Here is a 15,633-nt window from a genome sequence, read left to right on the forward strand (position 1 = left end):
TTCCATGCGACACGCGCACAGCCCGGGCGCGCACCGCGCCAGGCGAGCCGGTCTGGTGACCGCCGCCGCCACCGTTGCACTGGCCGTCGTGATGACAGCGCTACTGAACCTGACCGGCGGCGTCGCCATAGCCGCCACGCTGTTCTCCGACAACTTCAACAGCGGATCGGCCACCGGCTGGTCCAAGTCCGGCGGCGACTGGTCCGTGGTCACCGACGGCACCGGCACCTTCCAGCAGGGCAAGGTCGACAGCGAGCTGGCCCGCCAGTTCGCGGGCAGCACCTCGTGGACCGACTACACCGTCACCGCACGGGTGAAGCCGACCGGCTTCTCCGGCTCCGGCCGCTACGCCGCGCTCGGCGCGCGGTCCACCGGCTCGTCGACCCGCTACCAGCTGGCCCTGCTCAACTCCGGGCGGGCCGAGCTGCAGGCGGTCAACGGCAGCAGCGTCACCGTCATCGGCGGCGTGAACCTGACCGTGAGCACCGGCACCTGGTACACCCTGCAGCTCACGGCCAGCGGATCCACGCTGACCGGCTGGGTCAACGGCAACCAGGTCGCGTCGGGCTCGAACAGCCAGTTCGGCGCGGGGCGCATCGTGCTGGTGACGTCGTACGCCACGGCCCGGTTCGACGACGTCGTGGTCAGCGACGCGGCCGGCCCGGCTCCGACCACCGGCGGCCCGCAGCCGTCGGCGTCTGCTTCACCGCGGCCCCCGTCGGCGTCGCCGTCCGTGCCGAGCAGCCCGCAGCCCCCGGCCGGCGGCCTGGTCGGCTGGGCGACGGTCAACGGCTCCACCAGCGGCGGTGCGGGCGGCAGCACGGTCAACGTGACCAGCGCGTCCCAGTTCCTCAGCGAGATCAACTCATCCGGGACGAAGACCATCACGTTCTCCGGCACGTTCAGCATCAGCGGCATGAACAAGGTCGCCTCGAACAAGACGATCCTGGGTGTCGGCTCCAACGCCACCCTGGTCGGCGGCGGCCTGACCTTGAGCAACGTCTCCAACGTCATCATCCGGAACATCAACTTCCGGGACTGGGACGACGACGCGATCAACGTGGAGACCAGCTCGCACCACGTGTGGATCGACCACAACAGCCTGAGCAACGGCTACGACGGCGCGATCGACATCAAGCGCGGCTCCGACTACATCACCGTGTCGTGGAACCGCATCTTCAACCACGACAAGAGCATGCTGCTCGGCCACAGTGACGACAACGGCAGCCAGGACATCGGCCACCTGCGCGTCACGTACCACCACAACTGGTTCGACGGCTCGGGCACCCGCCACCCGCGCGTGCGCTTCGGCAACCCGGTGCACGTCTACAACAACTACTACCGCGGCAACGAGTACGGCGTCGCCTCCACCTGCGGCGCGGGTGTGCTCGTGGAGGGCAACTACTTCGAGGACGTCGACGAGCCGACCGCGGTCGGCTACGCGGACTCGCCGGTGGGCGCCATCGTCCAGCGCAACAACTACTTCGTCGGCTCCGGCAGCCCCGCCAGCGGCGGCGGCTCCGTCAACAGCATCCCCTACTCCTACACGCTCCAAGCGGCGTCCTCGATCAAGTCGATCGTGACGTCCGGCGCCGGCACCGGCCGCATCTGATGAAGGAAGGGCACCTGCACAACGCGGAGCGTTGTGCAGGTGCCCTTCCTTTCAGCTGACCGTGCAGGTGGCGCCGTTGATTTTGAAGGTGGTGGGTTCGGGGTTGCTGGTGGTCCAGAGGCCGTTGTAGCCGATGGTGGCGGAGGCGTTCGGGGCCAGGTTGGCGTTCCAGGAGAGGTTCGTCGCGGTGACGTTGAGGCCGCTCTGGGACCAGTTCGCGCTGTGGCCGCTGCTGACCGCCTGCCCGGTGGCCGGGAAGGGGTAGGTCAGCGTCCAGCCGTTGATCGCTGCGGTGCCGGTGTTCTTGATGGTGACCTTGGCGCTGAAGCCGCCGGGCCACTGGCTCTCGATCAGGTATGCCACGTCACAGCTCGCGCCGCCGCCGGTGCCCGAGGTGGTGAACGTGACGGGCGAGGAGGCCGTGGACGTGTTGCCCGCGCCGTCGACCGCGACGACGTAGTAGGCGTACGAGGTCGAGGCGGTCAGGCCGGTGAGCGCGAACGAGTTCGTGGTCGGCGAGCCGGCCAGCACGTCGGTCGTGCCCGCCTCGCGGTAGACCCGGTAACCCGCGAGGCCGCTGCCGCCGCTGTCGGTGGAGGCGGTCCAGCTCAGCGTCGCCGACGAAGACGTGATCGACGAGGCCGTCGGCGTGCCCGGCTGCGTCGGCGCGGTGGTGTCGTTGGGCGGCGCGGTGGTGCTGAAGGTGACCGGCGAGGACGCGGTCGAGGTGTTGCCGGCCCCGTCGACCGCGACCACGTAGTACGTGTACGAGGTCGAGGCGGTCAGGCCGGTCAGGGCGAAGGAGTTCGTCGTCGGCGAGCCGGCCAGGACGTCGGTCGTGCCCGCCTCGCGGTACACGCGGTAGCCCGCGAGGCCGCTGCCGCCGGTGTCGGTCGACGCGGTCCAGCTCAGGGTGGCCGAGGTGGACGTGATCGAGGACGCGGCCGGGGTGCCGGGCGTGCTCGGCGCGACCGTGTCCGGGGTGCCGCCGCCGGGCGCGTCGCCCCACACCTTGGTGGTCCCGTCGTACAGCGTGATCTTGCTGTTGCGGGCCATGGTCGCCTGGTAGGACCAGTCGTTGGCGACGTCCCAGGTGCCCGAGCTGGTGATCCGGAACTGCACCTCGCGCCGCCAGTCGGACTGCCCGGCCGGGATGATGTTCTGCCCGGCGCAGGAGATCGTCACGTAGTACACGTTGCCGCTGTGCTGGGTCGGCCCGGTCGGCGTGGAGCACTGGCTGTACGCCACCGACAGGCTGATCTGGCTCGGCGTGGTCGACCCGTCGAGGGTGAAGTAGTACCGGAACGAGCCGTTGGACAGCGCCCGAGCGGGCCACGCCGACTTGTTGTAGACCAGCGCCTTGACCTCGGTGAAGGTGGTGCCGGTGGTGTTCAGCCCGGACTCGACGTACAGCTCGGCGTCGTCGGGCGTCTCCGTCGGGGGGAAGCTCGCCAGGGGCGTGCCGCCGTACTCGCTGTACATGCGTACCAGCGCCGAGGTGAAGCCGCCGTTGTAGTCGGTGGCGACCTCGTTCATCTGGTAGTTCTGCCGGTCGTCGGTGTAGGCGTCATTGGCCGAGCCGGGCCCGCCGACCAGCGCGCCGTAGAGCACGTGCCGGTTGTTCGTCGGGCTGGTCAGCTGGTCGGTCCACGAGCCGTGCGCGGTGCGGTGGTGCGGGTTGCGCGGCGGGTTGGCCCCGAAGCCGTTGACGTAGCTGCGGTTGTTCGGATTGTCGCCGAGGATGTAGTTGATCTGCCGGACCGCGAAGTCGTGGTAGCGCGTCTTGCGGGTGGCGTCGCTGATCCAGTCGGCGTACACGAACGCGACCCAGGCGGTGTTCGCCGAGTAGCGCAGCGAACCCCACTGCTGCAGCCAGGCCTGTCCGCCGGGGGAGTAGGTGATGCGCTGGCCGTTGACGCCGACGGTCCAGTAGTCGAGCCACCGGTTGGCGTCGTCGACGTACTGCTGCTTACCGGTGAGCTTGGCCAGCAGCACGTACGAGCCGTAGGTCTTGTCGTCCCAGTCGTGCGTCCACTTGTAGGAGTGGGTGCTCGACTGCGGCTCGGTGCCCAGGTTGGCGTAGTAGGACTCGGCCTTGCTCAGGTAGGCCGCCTCGCCGGTGGCCCGGTGCAGCCAGATCGCGCCCCAGACCAGCTCGTCGTTGAACCCGCTCCACGAGTTGTAGTAGCTGCTCGCGTCGGTGATGCACTCGCTGTACTTGCGCCGCACCGTGTCGGCGAAGGTGTACAGCTGGCGGGCGTGGCTGACCAGGGTGTTCGCGTACGTCGGGTCGGTGGGCCGGAAGACCATCGAGGCCGCCGCCATCGCGGCCGCCGTCTCCGCCGCCAGGTCCGTGCCGCCGCAACTGGAATCGATCTTGTACGCGGGCCGTGCCATCTTCATCACCTCGGCCGGACCCCACCACTGGTGGTCCGTGCCGCCGTTGCCGACCTGCCCGTAGAGCACGTTGGCCGACGGGTGCGCCTTGATGAAGTAGTCGTTGACGAAGCGCAGGTTGTTCAGCAGCGGCGTGAGCTGCCCGGACGCGGAGTAGGCGGACCGGTACTCGACCGCGCCCCAGGCCAGCATGGTGGCCGTGGCCGCCATCGGGAAGCCGAACTTGACGTGGTCGCCCGCGTCGAACCAGCCGCCGGTGAGGTTCACGCCGACGTCGGAGCCGTCGTTCAGGGCGGAGTCGCCGCGCCAGGAGACCCGGTTCCACGACGGCTTGGGCCCGGCGGCCTGCGCCTCGTAGAAGAACAGGGACTTCTGCAGCGCCTCGCCGTAGTTGTACTGACCGGCGGCCTGGGCGGGCGCTGCGGACAGGCCGGTCGCCAGGGAACTGACGATGAGGACGCCGCAGGCTCCGGCGAACAACCGACGCCACCGGCCCGGAGGGCGGATGCCGTCACTGTGGGTAGGCACTAGGATTCTCCTGTCCGTGGAGCCGCGCGACGCGAGTCGCTGCGGTAGGGCACAGGTGGGGCGGATGTGGGCGCATCCGCCCCACCGCTATCGCAGTTCGCGGTGCGGTGGGTTAGTCAGGGCTTTCCTGTACGTTTCGGTCGACATCGATGGAAGCGCTCCCATCTCTGTCAAGCACGATTTAACCGCGCGGTTGCCGTCTTGTGAAGCCCCGATTTCGCCGAAGTCCCTGCCCGCCAATGGTCATGGCCTGACCAGGTGCGTTGTGGACGCTGCCGGTGTGGCGTCAGGCCGCGGCCCGCGCGGTGCTGGCGCGATGGGTGAGGATCGGCGGCAGCAGCGTGGCCGGCGGCACCGTGCGCTCGTCGAGCTTGCGCATCAGCAGCTCCACCGCCTGCCGGCCGACGTCCTCGGCCGGAATCTGCACCGAGCTCAGGGTCGGTGACGAGCGCTCCGCCAGCTCGTCCGGGCAGATCGCGACGACGGAGACGTCGTCGGGCACCCGGCGGCCCAGCGCGCGCAGCGAACTCAGCACGTGCGCCACCGCGGCCTCGTTGTGCACCACCAGGCCGGTCAGCCCCGGATGGTGGGCGAGCAGCTGAGCCAGCGACTCCTGCACCGCCTGCGGGTGCTCCTCGAACGGCTGCGCGTACGCCGTCAGTCGCAGCCGCTTCGCGGCCTCCACGAACCCGTCCCGGGTGCGGTGCGCGAAGCCGGTGTCCCGGTCGTAGACCACCCGCGGCGCGCCGAGCAGTGCCACCTCCCGGTGCCCCAGCGCGGCCAGGTGCTCCACGCACACCGCCCCCGCGCGGTGGAAGTCCAGGTCGACGCAGGTCAGCCCGGCCGAGTCGGCGGGCAGCCCGATCAGGACGCTGGGCCGCTCCAGCCGCCGCAGCGTCGGCACCCGCGGGTCGTGCATCTCCACGTCCATGAGCACCAGGCCGTCCACCATCGCGCCCGCGGCGACCCTGCGCAGCCCGGCCGGACCCTCGTCGGCGGTCACCAGCAGCACGTCGTGGTGGTACTGCCGGGCACTGGTCACCACCGCGGTGGCGAACTGCATCAGCACCGGCAGGTGCATGCCCTGCCGCAGCGGCAGCACCAGGGCGATCACGCTGGACCGCTTGCTGGCCAGCGAGCGCGCGCCCGCGTGCGGGTGGAAGCCCAGCGCGCGGATGCTGGCGTGCACCCGGGCGCTGGTCGTGGCGGAGATGGCCCGCTTGCCGCTGAGCACGTACGACACAGTGCTGGTGGACACGCCCGCGTGCCGGGCCACGTCGGCGATGGTCACCACGCCGTCGCGCTGGGACGACCGCCGCGGCCGGCTCCTCATCGGCGGCACCTCCCCGCTGCTCCCGTTCACGCCCGCCCCGCTCCGCCCTCGTCGCCCGCGCCGGGAACCGACATCATGACCTGTCCGCTCATGCCTTCTCCTCGCTGCGCTCGTCGGCAGCATCACCGAGCCCGCTGATTCGCTCGCGAAGCTCGCTCATGCCTTCTCCTCGCTGCGCTCGTCGGCAGCATCACCGAGCCTGCTGATTCGCTCGCGAAGCTCGCTCATGCCTTCTCCTCGCTGCGCTCGTCGGCAGCATCACCGAGCCTGCTGATTCGCTCGCGAAGCTCGCTCATGAGAAGACGAGTTCGCTGACGATGATGCCCGGTGCGTCGTAGACCAGGTATAGGTCGGTCCGGCCGGATGTGCTCAGCGGGCAGCTGATCTTCTGGTACGCGTACCGGCCCGCACCCGCGCCGACCGCCTCGGCCAGCACCTCGCCGTCGAGTGGGTCGTCGGCCATCAGCGCCACCCGGCCCGCGCCGCCCGCGACGGCGAAGACGACCTCGTCGCAGCCGGTCAGGTCGGTCGCACCGAACGACAGCCAGGCGCCCGCGTCGGTGGCGCGCACCGCGTCGCCGCGCTCCGGGGCGGCGTCGACCAGCACCACGGCACACGCCTCGTCATGGTCGATCGCGCGCAGCGGACCGGGCAGCCGGCGGGCGCCGATGCGCTCGCCGCGTACGGTCAGCGTGGCGCACCCGCGGATGTCGGTCGCCGAGCGGCCCACCATCACCTTGTGCCGGGCCGCCTCGACCACGGGCCGTCCCGTGGTCACGTCCCAGAAGGACAGGTCCGCGGCGGCCAGCTCGATGCTGACCACGGCCCGCTCGCCGGGTTCGAGCCGGACGCGGCGGAATCCGCGCAACCGCCGCAGCGGCTGCTTCACCCGCGAGCGCTGCTGGTGCGTGTAGAGCTGGACGACCTCCTCGCCGGGCCGCTGCCCGACATTGGCCACCTCGACCGTGACGGTGACCGTGCCGTCGGCGTCGATCGTGTCGGAGTCCAGGCCGACCGCGCTGTACTCGAACTCGCCCCAGCTCAGGCCGTGCCCGAACGGGTACAGCGGGGTGCCGCGGTAGTACAGGTAGGTCGCGTCGCTGGTGATGATGTCGTAGTCGTAGAGGTCGGGCAGCTCGCAGTGGCTGCGGTACCAGGTCTGCGGCAGCCGCCCGGCGGGCTCGGCATCGCCGAACAGCACGTCGGCGAGCGCGTGGCCGAACTCCTGGCCGCCGTGGCTGCTCCACAGCACCGCGGGCAGGTGCACGTCGGCCCAGCTGATCGCGTACGGGTAGCTGCTGGTCAGGACGAGGGCGGTGCGCGGGTTGGCGGCGTACACCGCGCGCAGCAGGGCCTCCTGCGCGGGCGGCAGGGACAGGTTCTCCCGGTCCTCGGTCTCGCGCCCGTTGACCAGCGGGTGGTTGCCGAGCACCACGACCACGGCGTCCGCCTGGGCGGCCACGGCGGCGGCCTGCTCCGCCCCGCTGTGGCGCACCTCGACCTGGAGCCGGCTGGCCTGCTCGAAGGTCGCGCCGACCGCGGCCACCCCGTCCTCGCCGACGACCAGGTAGCTGCGGGTCAGCTCGTGGTGCAGCGACAGCGTGCCGTCGGCCCGCTCGACCAGCCGGAACGTCTCGTGCACGTCCCACCCGTGCGGGCCGGGCGCGTCCGCGACCAGCAGGTTGTCGCGCACCGTCAGGTGCCGCCCGTTGGCGGCCGAGCGCAGGGCCAGCACGCTGGTGCCGTGGTGCCCCGCCGGGCCGGGGTGGCTGCCCCAGTCGAACACGTCGAAGCCGTGCGGATCGGCGAACGCCCGCCGCACCGGTGCGGCCTCGGTGGCCGGCGCCTCCGCGCCGTCCGCCCCGGCTCCACGTGCCCCGGCGGGGTCGGCGACCGCGAGGTAGCCGCCGCCGATCAGGCGCAGCGCGACGCGGTCCGTGCCCTCGGCGAAGGCCACCTGGTCCGCGCCGAGCCGGGCGGCGAGCCCGGCGCGCGCGGTGACCTGGTAGGGCAGCGTGCCGCTGTACCAGTCGGCCATCAGCTGGTCGCCGAGCGGCCCGACCACGGCGACCCGGCGCACCTGCGCGCGGTCGAAGGGCAGCAGCCGGCACTCCTGCTTGAGCAGCACGATGCTGCGGGTCGCCGCCTCGCGGGCCAATGCCTGGTGCGCGGGGCAGTTCACCGTGTCGGGGTCGAGGCTGGTGAACGGGTTGGCCTCGGCCGGGTCGAACTCGCCCAGCCGCATCCGGATCGTCAGCACGCGGCGCACCGCGGTGTCCACATCGGCCTCGGTGATCAGTCCGCGCTCCAGGGCCTCGGTCAGCCGCCCGATGGTGACGTGCGAATTCGCGTCGGCGTCGGTGAAGCTGTCGACCCCGGCCCTCAGCGAGGCGGCGTGGCTGGTCGCGTGGTCGGGGAAGTAGGCCTGCTGGGCGGGGTCGGCCAGGTTGCTCGGCGCGTACGCGTCCGAGACCACCAGCACCTCGTCGCCTGTCCAGGACCGCAGGTCGTCGGCCAGGTGCGGGCTGACGTGCGCGGGACGGCCGTTGACCAGGTTGTACGACGCCATGACCGCGACCGCCGCGCCGCTCTCGATCGCCGGGCGATAGGCGGGCAGCTCGTACTCGTGCAGCACGCGGGGGCCGAGGTTGCTGGAGCTGACGCAGCGGTCGTTCTCGTTGTTGTAGCCGAGGAAGTGCTTCAGCGTCGGGGCGGTCTTCAGGTAGACGGGGTGGTCGCCGCGCAGTCCGCGCGCGTACGCCTGCCCCATCAGCCCGGTCAGCCAGGCGTCCTCGCTGTAGCCCTCCTCGTTGCGGCCCCAGCGCGGGTCGCGCAGCGGGTTGACCACCGGCGCCCACACGTTGAGCCCCGCCCCGGACGGGTCCTTGTGGTGGCTGGCCCGCACCTCGTCGCCGACCGCGGAGCCGACCCGGCGCACCAGGTCCGGATCCCAGCTCGCGCCGAGGCCGACCGCCTGTGGGAACACCGTCGCCTCGCCGAGCCAGGCGAGCCCGTGCAGCGCCTCGGTGCCGGTGCGGAACCCGCCCACCGACAGCCGGGGGACGGGTGGCTGGTGCTGGTGCAGCAGGGCGATCTTCTCGGGGAGGGTGAGCCGGCCGAGGAGGTCGGCGACGCGGTCGGGGACGGGGGAGGAGGGGTCGCGGAAGTTCATCGCCGGGTTCCTTCGTCTGGGCGGACGGTCGGAAGGTGCGTCGTGGAGTGGGCGGTGCGGCGGTGCTGTCAGTCGAAGCGCTTCGACAATGGATCCCGAAAGTTCCGCCTGTTCTTCAGCAGTTCAGTCCGATCCAGATTCGAAGCGCTTCGACGATCGATGGAAAAGACTTCGCCTGGCACGTGTTTCTGCCTGATGTCGCAACGGAGTACGCCAGAGATTTACCGTGTCCGCCGGTCGTCGTCAAGGGAGCGTTCCCACGCCCGGTCCGTCCCGGTCCATCGACGGGTGGCTCAGCAGCGCCTATGCCGGTCAGTGCGGAAGAAGTTCGCGGGGCTCGGCCGGGCGGTAGGCCAGCGTCTCGGCGGGGCGCATCCGTTCGCGCAGGCGGGTCAGCGCGCGGCGCGCCGCGACGGTGCGGCGTGGCCCGTCGACGTGGGCGTAGTGCAGGTGGTGCACCCGACCCGGCCCGCGCCACCAGGGCGAGCGCTCGTCGGTGACCGGGTAGTCCAGCTCCCGCAGCCGCCCGCCGAGCTTCGCCTCGCACAGCGTGACCTGCCAGGGTTCCAGCCGGTCCCGCCAGCTGCCGACTCGCTCGGTGGTCACCGGCTCATGGGTGAGCCGGTGCCAGCTCTTGTGGCTGGGCACCGCGACGTCGGCCAGCCGCGCCGGTTCGGCCATCGCCGGGTCGTACTCCTCGCCCAGGAACCGGCAGATCGCCCGCAACTCGGTCTCGGGATCGGCGACCAGGTGCTCGTAGCGCACCTCGTGGTAGGAGTGCGCGTCCAGGACGCGGCGGGCCCACGCGGAGGAGTCCATCGCCCGCGCCCAGTCGGAGATCGCGTGGCATACGTCCTTGCCCTGCTGCCAGGGCGTCTCGCCGAGCGAGGCGACGCAGTCGCGACCGTCCCGCACGATGTTGACGATCTGCGCGTCGGGGAACAGGCGCAGCAGCGGGCCCAGGTTGTTCAGGTATGCCGGGCGCTTGTCGCCCCAGCGCGGCTTGTCGAAGCGGCGGGCATACGCGCGGAACACGATGCCGAGCGCGGAGCCGAGCGTCGGCGGGCCGGTCACGATCTCCTCGACCACCGCGTCCGGGTCCAGGCCCAGGTCGCCGAAGGCGGTCTTCCCGTTGGTGATCCACTCCGCGAGGCCGCGGCGGTTGGCCGGCTCGCGCAGATCGCCGAAGCTGGCCCGGTCGAGGTACGCGCCCAGCAGGAAACGCGTCTCGGGTGGGATGGCGATGCGGGGGTGCGCGTGCAGCATGAGCTGAAGCATCGTGGTGCCCGAGCGCGGGCAGCCCACGACGAACACCGGCCGGTCACTGCCCACGGGTGGCTCCGTCCATAAGGGTGGCTTGTCCGGAATACACCCTTATTAACGACCCGTGAACAGCCCACGATGCGCACCCCGCTCAACGGGCCGCGGCGGAGTCAGAGGCGGGGAAGGCGGCCGGCGTCCACGTGGTCGAGGACGGTGGCAGCGCCGCCGGTGGCCGCCGCGCCGTGGTCGAGGATGGAGGCGACGACCTGGGCGCCGCCGGAGTCGGGGCCGATGCGGCGGGCGCGGAGTTCGGCCTCGACCGGGGGCAGCAGCCACGGCGCGAGGGGCACGAAGTAGCCGCCGAGCACCACGACCTCGGGGTCGAGCAGGTTGGCCAGGATGGAGACGCCCTGGCCGAGCGCCCGGCCGACGTCCTCCAGCGCCCGCAGCGCCGCGGGGTCGCTGCTTCGCGCGCGGCGTACCACCTCGTCGACCTCGGGTTGCAGGTCGGTGATGTCGCCGTCGCCGGCCACCTCGGGCAGCACCCGCGCGATGATCGCGGTGATGCCCGCGATCGCCTCCAGGCAGCCGCGGCGGCCGCAGGCGCACGGCGGACCCTGCGGGTCGATGGTGATGTGGCCGATCTCGCCGGGGAAGCCGCGGTGTCCGCGCAGCGGGTGGCCGTCGCTGATGATGCCCGCGCCGATGCCGACCTCGCCGGTCAGGTAGATCAGGTTCTGCGAGCCGGCGAACGCCCCGTAGCGCGACTCGGCCAGCACCGCCAGGTTCGCGTCGTTGTCCACGGCGACCGGGAAGCCCGGTTCGCCGAGCGCGCGGTTGACGATGTCGCGCAGGTTGACGTCGCGCCAGCCCAGGTTGGGCGCCATGATGACGACGCCGTCGGGGGAGACCAGGCCGGGCACGCCGACGGTCAGCCCGAGCACTCGGCGGTCCTCCTTGAGCACCCGGTTCACCGCGCGCCGGCCCAGGGCCGCGATCGCGGTCGCGGCCTGCGCGGGGCTGGACGCGAGCCCGGCGAACGAGCGCCGCCAGGACAGCACCTGCTGCCCGGCCAGGTCGATGGCGACCGCGGTGAGGTAGTCGGCGTTGACCTCGATGCCGATCGCCGCGTACGGCGAGCCGTCGAGCACGAGCATGGTCGCGGGCCGGCCGATCCGGTGCTCGGTGAGGCCGGTCTCGCGCAGCAGGCGGCGCTCGATCAGATCGGCGACGAGGCTGGACACGGTCGCCTTGTTGAGCCCGGTGGAGGCGGCGATCTCCGCGCGGGAGCATGGCGCGTTGCCGCGCACGTAGCGCAGCACGACGGCCAGGTTCGTGGCCCTCACGTCGGCGAAGTCCGCCGGTTGAGGGCCGCGCTGCATGGTGATCACCGTCTGCCCTCCGGTGTGGCTGCACTGGTCGCACCATCATGCCGTATCGAGCCGCGCAGCAGCACCGCCGTGGAGCTCGGCATGGGAACGCTCCCTTGTGGTCACCCTGACCTTCGGCTAGTTTGTTTAGTCGGAAGCCGAACTAACTGTACCTTGTAACCGCTCCACGAACACCCCTTTCCCTGATCCTGAGCTAGACAAATGACGAAGGGAGCACGCCGTGGACAACCCCCTTGCGGGCGCGGCGGCGAACCGCCGATCGTTCCTGAGCCTGGTGGGCCTGGGTGCGATCGCCGTCGCGGGCAGTGGCGCACTCGCCGCCTGCGGTGAGAAGGCGGCGGACCCGGGCACGACGCAGCAGCTCGACAAACTGCAGGCGGTCCTGCCCAAGTACCAGCCGCTGGAACTGGTGCAGCCGGACATCAAGGGCGTCTCGCCGGTCGCCAACGGCTTCACCAAGTACCCGTCCTCGCTGGTCGACGCGATCACCGAGAAGCCCGGCCGGGGCAGCACCATCACCACCATGACGCCGTACTGGGGGCAGGTGCCGGCGGGCCCGGGCCAGAACGCCTACCTCGACGCGATCAACGCGGAGCTGGGCGCCGTGGTCACCCCGGGCATCCAGGACGGCAACACGTACGCCGACAAGCTGAACGCGATCCTGCCCGCCCGCGACATCCCTGACGTGCTCTGCATCCCGGGCTGGGAGATCAGCAAGATCCCCAACTTCTCGGAGGCGGCGAAGGCCCTGTTCGAGGACCTCACCGACCACCTGGCCGGGGACAAGGTCAAGCCGTACCAGATGCTGGCCAACCTGCCGACGGTGGCCTGGGGCAACGCCGTCTGGAACGAGCGGCTGATGGCGGTGCCGTGGCCGACCGACGGCCCGTACCCGTGGGCGCTGTTCTACCGCAAGGATCTCGTCGACGCCGCGGGCGCCGCGATCCCGAAGACCGCCCAGGAGCTGTACGACTTCGGCAAGAAGATGACCAACCCCGGCAAGGGCGTGTGGGCGTTCAACGACGTCCAGGCGATGGTTGAGATGATCTTCCGGGTGCCGAACTCGAAGGACGGCTGGGGCGCCAAGAACGGCAAGGTCCTGTTCAAGTACGAGACCGACGAGTTCAAGGCCGCGCTGGAGTTCATGGCCAAGCTGTACCAGGACGGGCTGATCCACCCCGAGGTCGTGGCCAGCAAGGGCGCCGACGCGAAGCTGCTCTTCTCCGGCGGCAAGATCGCGATGATCCAGGACGGCGTGGGCGCGTGGCTCGGCATGCAGGCCGAGCAGCAGAAGGTCACCGCCGGCTTCAACATGCAGCCGGTGCCGTTCTTCGCCGCCGACGGCGGTGCGCCGCTGGTCTGGGGTAGCGGCGACCCGGTCTTCTACACCTTCGTCAAGAAGGGCCTGGGCAAGGAGAAGACCGAGGAGATCCTGCGCGTCCTCAACTTCGTCGCCGCGCCGCTGGGCACCAAGGAGTTCGAGCTCATCGAGTACGGCGTCGAGGGCAAGCACTTCACCAAGGGCGCCGACGGCTGGCCGGCCGGCACCGACCTGCAGGGCAAGGAGAAGGCGGACCAGTTCCGCTTCCTCGCCGGCACCGCCCCCACGATCAAGTACGACGCACGGGTTCCCCACTACGTGAACGATCTGATCAACTGGGAGAACGCCGCGGTCAAGAACCTCGAAGTCGACCCGTGGCTGGGCATGAAGCTCGAGATGCCGGCGGAGTACGTGAAGGTCAAGCAGCCGACCGAGGACAAGGTCAAGGACATCGCCCGGGGCCGCCGTCCACTGTCCGACCTGGACGCGGTGCTCAAGGAGTGGCGCGACGGGGGCGGCGAGGCGGGCCGTACGCACATGGCGAAGGCGCTGAGCGACGCCGGCCGATGAACAGGGAGTCGCTGTGAAAGGCACCACCGACGCTGGTGGGGAGTCGTCGGCGGTCCGTCTTCAGGACGGGCCGCCGGGGCGGCCCATGGGCACAGTGGCCGGGTCTTCGGCGGCCCGGCCGCTGCCCGCCCCCGCCACCGGCGCGCCGGCGACCCGGCGGCAGGCCTCGTTCGCCGCGCGCTGGCGGCGGGACTGGCCGTTGCTGCTGATGGCCCTGCCCGCCGTGCTGCTGCTGCTGGTCTTCCACTACGTGCCGACGCTGGGCAACGTGGTGGCGTTCAAGGACTACGACCAGTGGTCCGGCGACACCGCCGTCGAGGCGATCATCAACAGCCGCTGGATCGGCTTCACGAACTTCGCGGAGCTGTTCGCGGACTCCCAGTTCTGGGACGCGCTGCGCAACACCCTGCTCATCACCACGTTCCAGCTGGTCTTCTTCTTCCCGCTGCCCATCGCGCTGGCGATCCTGCTCAACAGCGTGGTCTCGACCCGGCTGCGCGGCTTCATCCAGACCGTGGTCTACCTGCCCCACTTCTTCAGCTGGGTGCTGGTCGTGACGTTCTTCCTGCAGATGCTCGGCGGCTCCGGCCTGCTGGCCCAGGTGCTGCGGGACAACGGACTCGAACCGTGGAACGTCATGACCAATCCGGACACGTTCATTCTGCTGGTCAGCTCGGAGTCGCTGTGGAAGGACGTCGGCTGGGGCACCATCATCTTCCTGGCCGCGCTGACCGCGATCGACCAGAGCCTGTACGAGGCGGCGGCCTCCGACGGCGCGAACCGGTGGCGGCGGCTGTGGCACGTCACCCTGCCCGGCCTGCGCCCGGTCGTGGTGCTGCTGCTCATCCTGCAACTGGGCAACGCGCTGTCCGTCGGCTTCGAGCAGTTCATCCTGCAGCGGGACGCGGTCGGCCGGCAGGCCGCCGAGGTGCTCGACACCTACGTCTACTACCTCGGCCTGCTCACCCAGGACTACGGGGTCGGCGCGGCGGCCGGGCTGTTCAAGGCCGTGATCGGCCTGATCCTGATCCTGGTCGCGAACCGGGTGGCCCGCCGGTTCGGCGAGGAGGGGGTGTTCGTCCGCTCATGACAATGGTGACCCCTGCCTTGAGGGCCCGCCGTCGGCGTGCCCAGCGGCCCGCCTGGGAGGAGCCGCCCACGGTCCCCGGGCGGCTCGCCAAGGGTGTGCTGCTCACCGCCGTGGTGCTGGCCGTGCTGATACCGATGTGGTCGGTGATCGTGACCAGCTTCTCGTCGCAGAAGGCGATCGCCGACGCCGGGGGCATGGTGTTCCTGCCGCGCGACTTCGACATCTCGGCGTACGTGCTCATCTTCACCCGGGGCGAGGTGTCGCGGGCGGTCTGGAACAGCATGTTCGTCACCGTCGTCGGCACCGTGCTGAGCCTGGTCTGCACCGTGCTCGCCGCCTACGGCCTGTCCCGCCCCGGCAGCCTGTGGCACCGCCCGCTGCTGATGTTCTTCCTGATCACGTTCCTGGTCGGACCTGGCCTGGTGCCCACCTACGTGGTGGTGACGAGCCTCGGGCTCAAGGACTCGCACTGGGCGCTGATCCTGCCCACGGCGGTGAACGCGTTCAACCTGATGGTGGTGCGCCAGTTCTTCATGGGCATCCCGACGGAACTGGTCGACAGCGCCCGGATCGACGGCGCGGGGGAGTGGACCATCCTCACCCGGATCGTGCTGCCGCTGTCCAAGGCCGTGGTCGCCGTGGTGGGCCTGTTCTACGCGGTCGGCTACTGGAACATCTACTTCAACGCGGTCCTCTACCTCAACGACGCCGAGGACCGGGTGGTGCAGCAGGTGCTGCAGGCGTACATCATCGCCGGCCAGAGCCCCGCAGGCATCGGCTCCCCGCCCGCCCTCGGCTTCAACGCCCCACCCAGCCTGGCCGTCAAAATGGCCGTAGTCGTAGTGGTCCTCATCCCCGTACTAGCCGTCTACCCCTTCATCCAGCGCCACTTCACCAAGGGCGTCATCACCGGCGCCCTCAAGGGCTGACCCCCCACCCCCTCCCTCCCTCCCGCC

General features: G+C 70.6%; 9 protein-coding genes. 4 read left to right on the plus strand and 5 right to left on the minus strand.

The window, feature by feature from the left end:
- The first annotated feature begins 4 nt into the window (after nucleotides 1-4).
- Entirely contained in the window at nucleotides 5-1,612 is a 1,608-nt protein-coding gene (locus tag HAV39_RS33700; protein ID WP_239120421.1) for a pectate lyase family protein, read from the plus strand.
- Between the two features lie 51 nt (nucleotides 1,613-1,663).
- On the opposite strand, the gene HAV39_RS33705 is transcribed toward HAV39_RS33700, so the two are convergent.
- The 5 genes from HAV39_RS33705 to HAV39_RS33725 all read right to left on the minus strand — a co-directional run bounded on the left by HAV39_RS33705 (nucleotide 1,664) and on the right by HAV39_RS33725 (nucleotide 11,687).
- A complete protein-coding gene (locus tag HAV39_RS33705; protein ID WP_239120422.1) occupies nucleotides 1,664-4,537 on the minus strand; it encodes a glycoside hydrolase family 9 protein in 2,874 nt (957 codons plus the stop codon).
- 286 nt (nucleotides 4,538-4,823) lie between these two features.
- Nucleotides 4,824-5,870, minus strand: a complete 1,047-nt coding sequence (locus HAV39_RS33710) for a LacI family DNA-binding transcriptional regulator (protein WP_191843220.1) — start codon at nucleotides 5,868-5,870, stop codon at nucleotides 4,824-4,826.
- 292 nt (nucleotides 5,871-6,162) lie between these two features.
- On the minus strand, nucleotides 6,163-9,042 hold the full coding sequence (locus HAV39_RS33715; protein ID WP_191843221.1) for a glycoside hydrolase family 3 protein: 2,880 nt from the start codon (nucleotides 9,040-9,042) through the stop codon (nucleotides 6,163-6,165).
- 312 nt (nucleotides 9,043-9,354) lie between these two features.
- Nucleotides 9,355-10,374: a sulfotransferase family protein gene (locus tag HAV39_RS33720; protein WP_191843222.1), complete on the minus strand. Its 1,020-nt coding sequence runs from the start codon at nucleotides 10,372-10,374 to the stop codon at nucleotides 9,355-9,357.
- A 101-nt stretch (nucleotides 10,375-10,475) separates the two neighbouring features.
- Nucleotides 10,476-11,687, minus strand: a complete 1,212-nt coding sequence (locus tag HAV39_RS33725) for an ROK family transcriptional regulator (RefSeq protein WP_191843233.1) — start codon at nucleotides 11,685-11,687, stop codon at nucleotides 10,476-10,478.
- A gap of 229 nt (nucleotides 11,688-11,916) precedes the next feature.
- On the opposite strand from HAV39_RS33725, the gene HAV39_RS33730 reads away from it, so the two are divergent.
- The 3 genes from HAV39_RS33730 to HAV39_RS33740 all read left to right on the plus strand — a co-directional run bounded on the left by HAV39_RS33730 (nucleotide 11,917) and on the right by HAV39_RS33740 (nucleotide 15,606).
- Nucleotides 11,917-13,587, plus strand: coding sequence for an extracellular solute-binding protein (locus HAV39_RS33730; RefSeq protein ID WP_191843223.1), 1,671 nt, complete (start codon nucleotides 11,917-11,919; stop codon nucleotides 13,585-13,587).
- Between the two features lie 85 nt (nucleotides 13,588-13,672).
- Nucleotides 13,673-14,677: an ABC transporter permease gene (locus HAV39_RS33735; RefSeq protein WP_191843234.1), complete on the plus strand. Its 1,005-nt coding sequence runs from the start codon at nucleotides 13,673-13,675 to the stop codon at nucleotides 14,675-14,677.
- Nucleotides 14,678-14,694: 17 nt separating this feature from the next.
- Nucleotides 14,695-15,606 carry a carbohydrate ABC transporter permease gene (locus HAV39_RS33740; RefSeq protein ID WP_239120205.1) on the plus strand — a complete coding sequence of 304 codons (912 nt, stop codon included), beginning with the start codon at nucleotides 14,695-14,697 and terminating at the stop codon, nucleotides 15,604-15,606.
- The last annotated feature ends 27 nt before the right edge of the window (nucleotides 15,607-15,633 follow it).

Source organism: Catellatospora chokoriensis (genome assembly GCF_011297315.1).
Classification (GTDB): Bacteria; Actinomycetota; Actinomycetes; order Mycobacteriales; family Micromonosporaceae; genus Catellatospora; species Catellatospora citrea.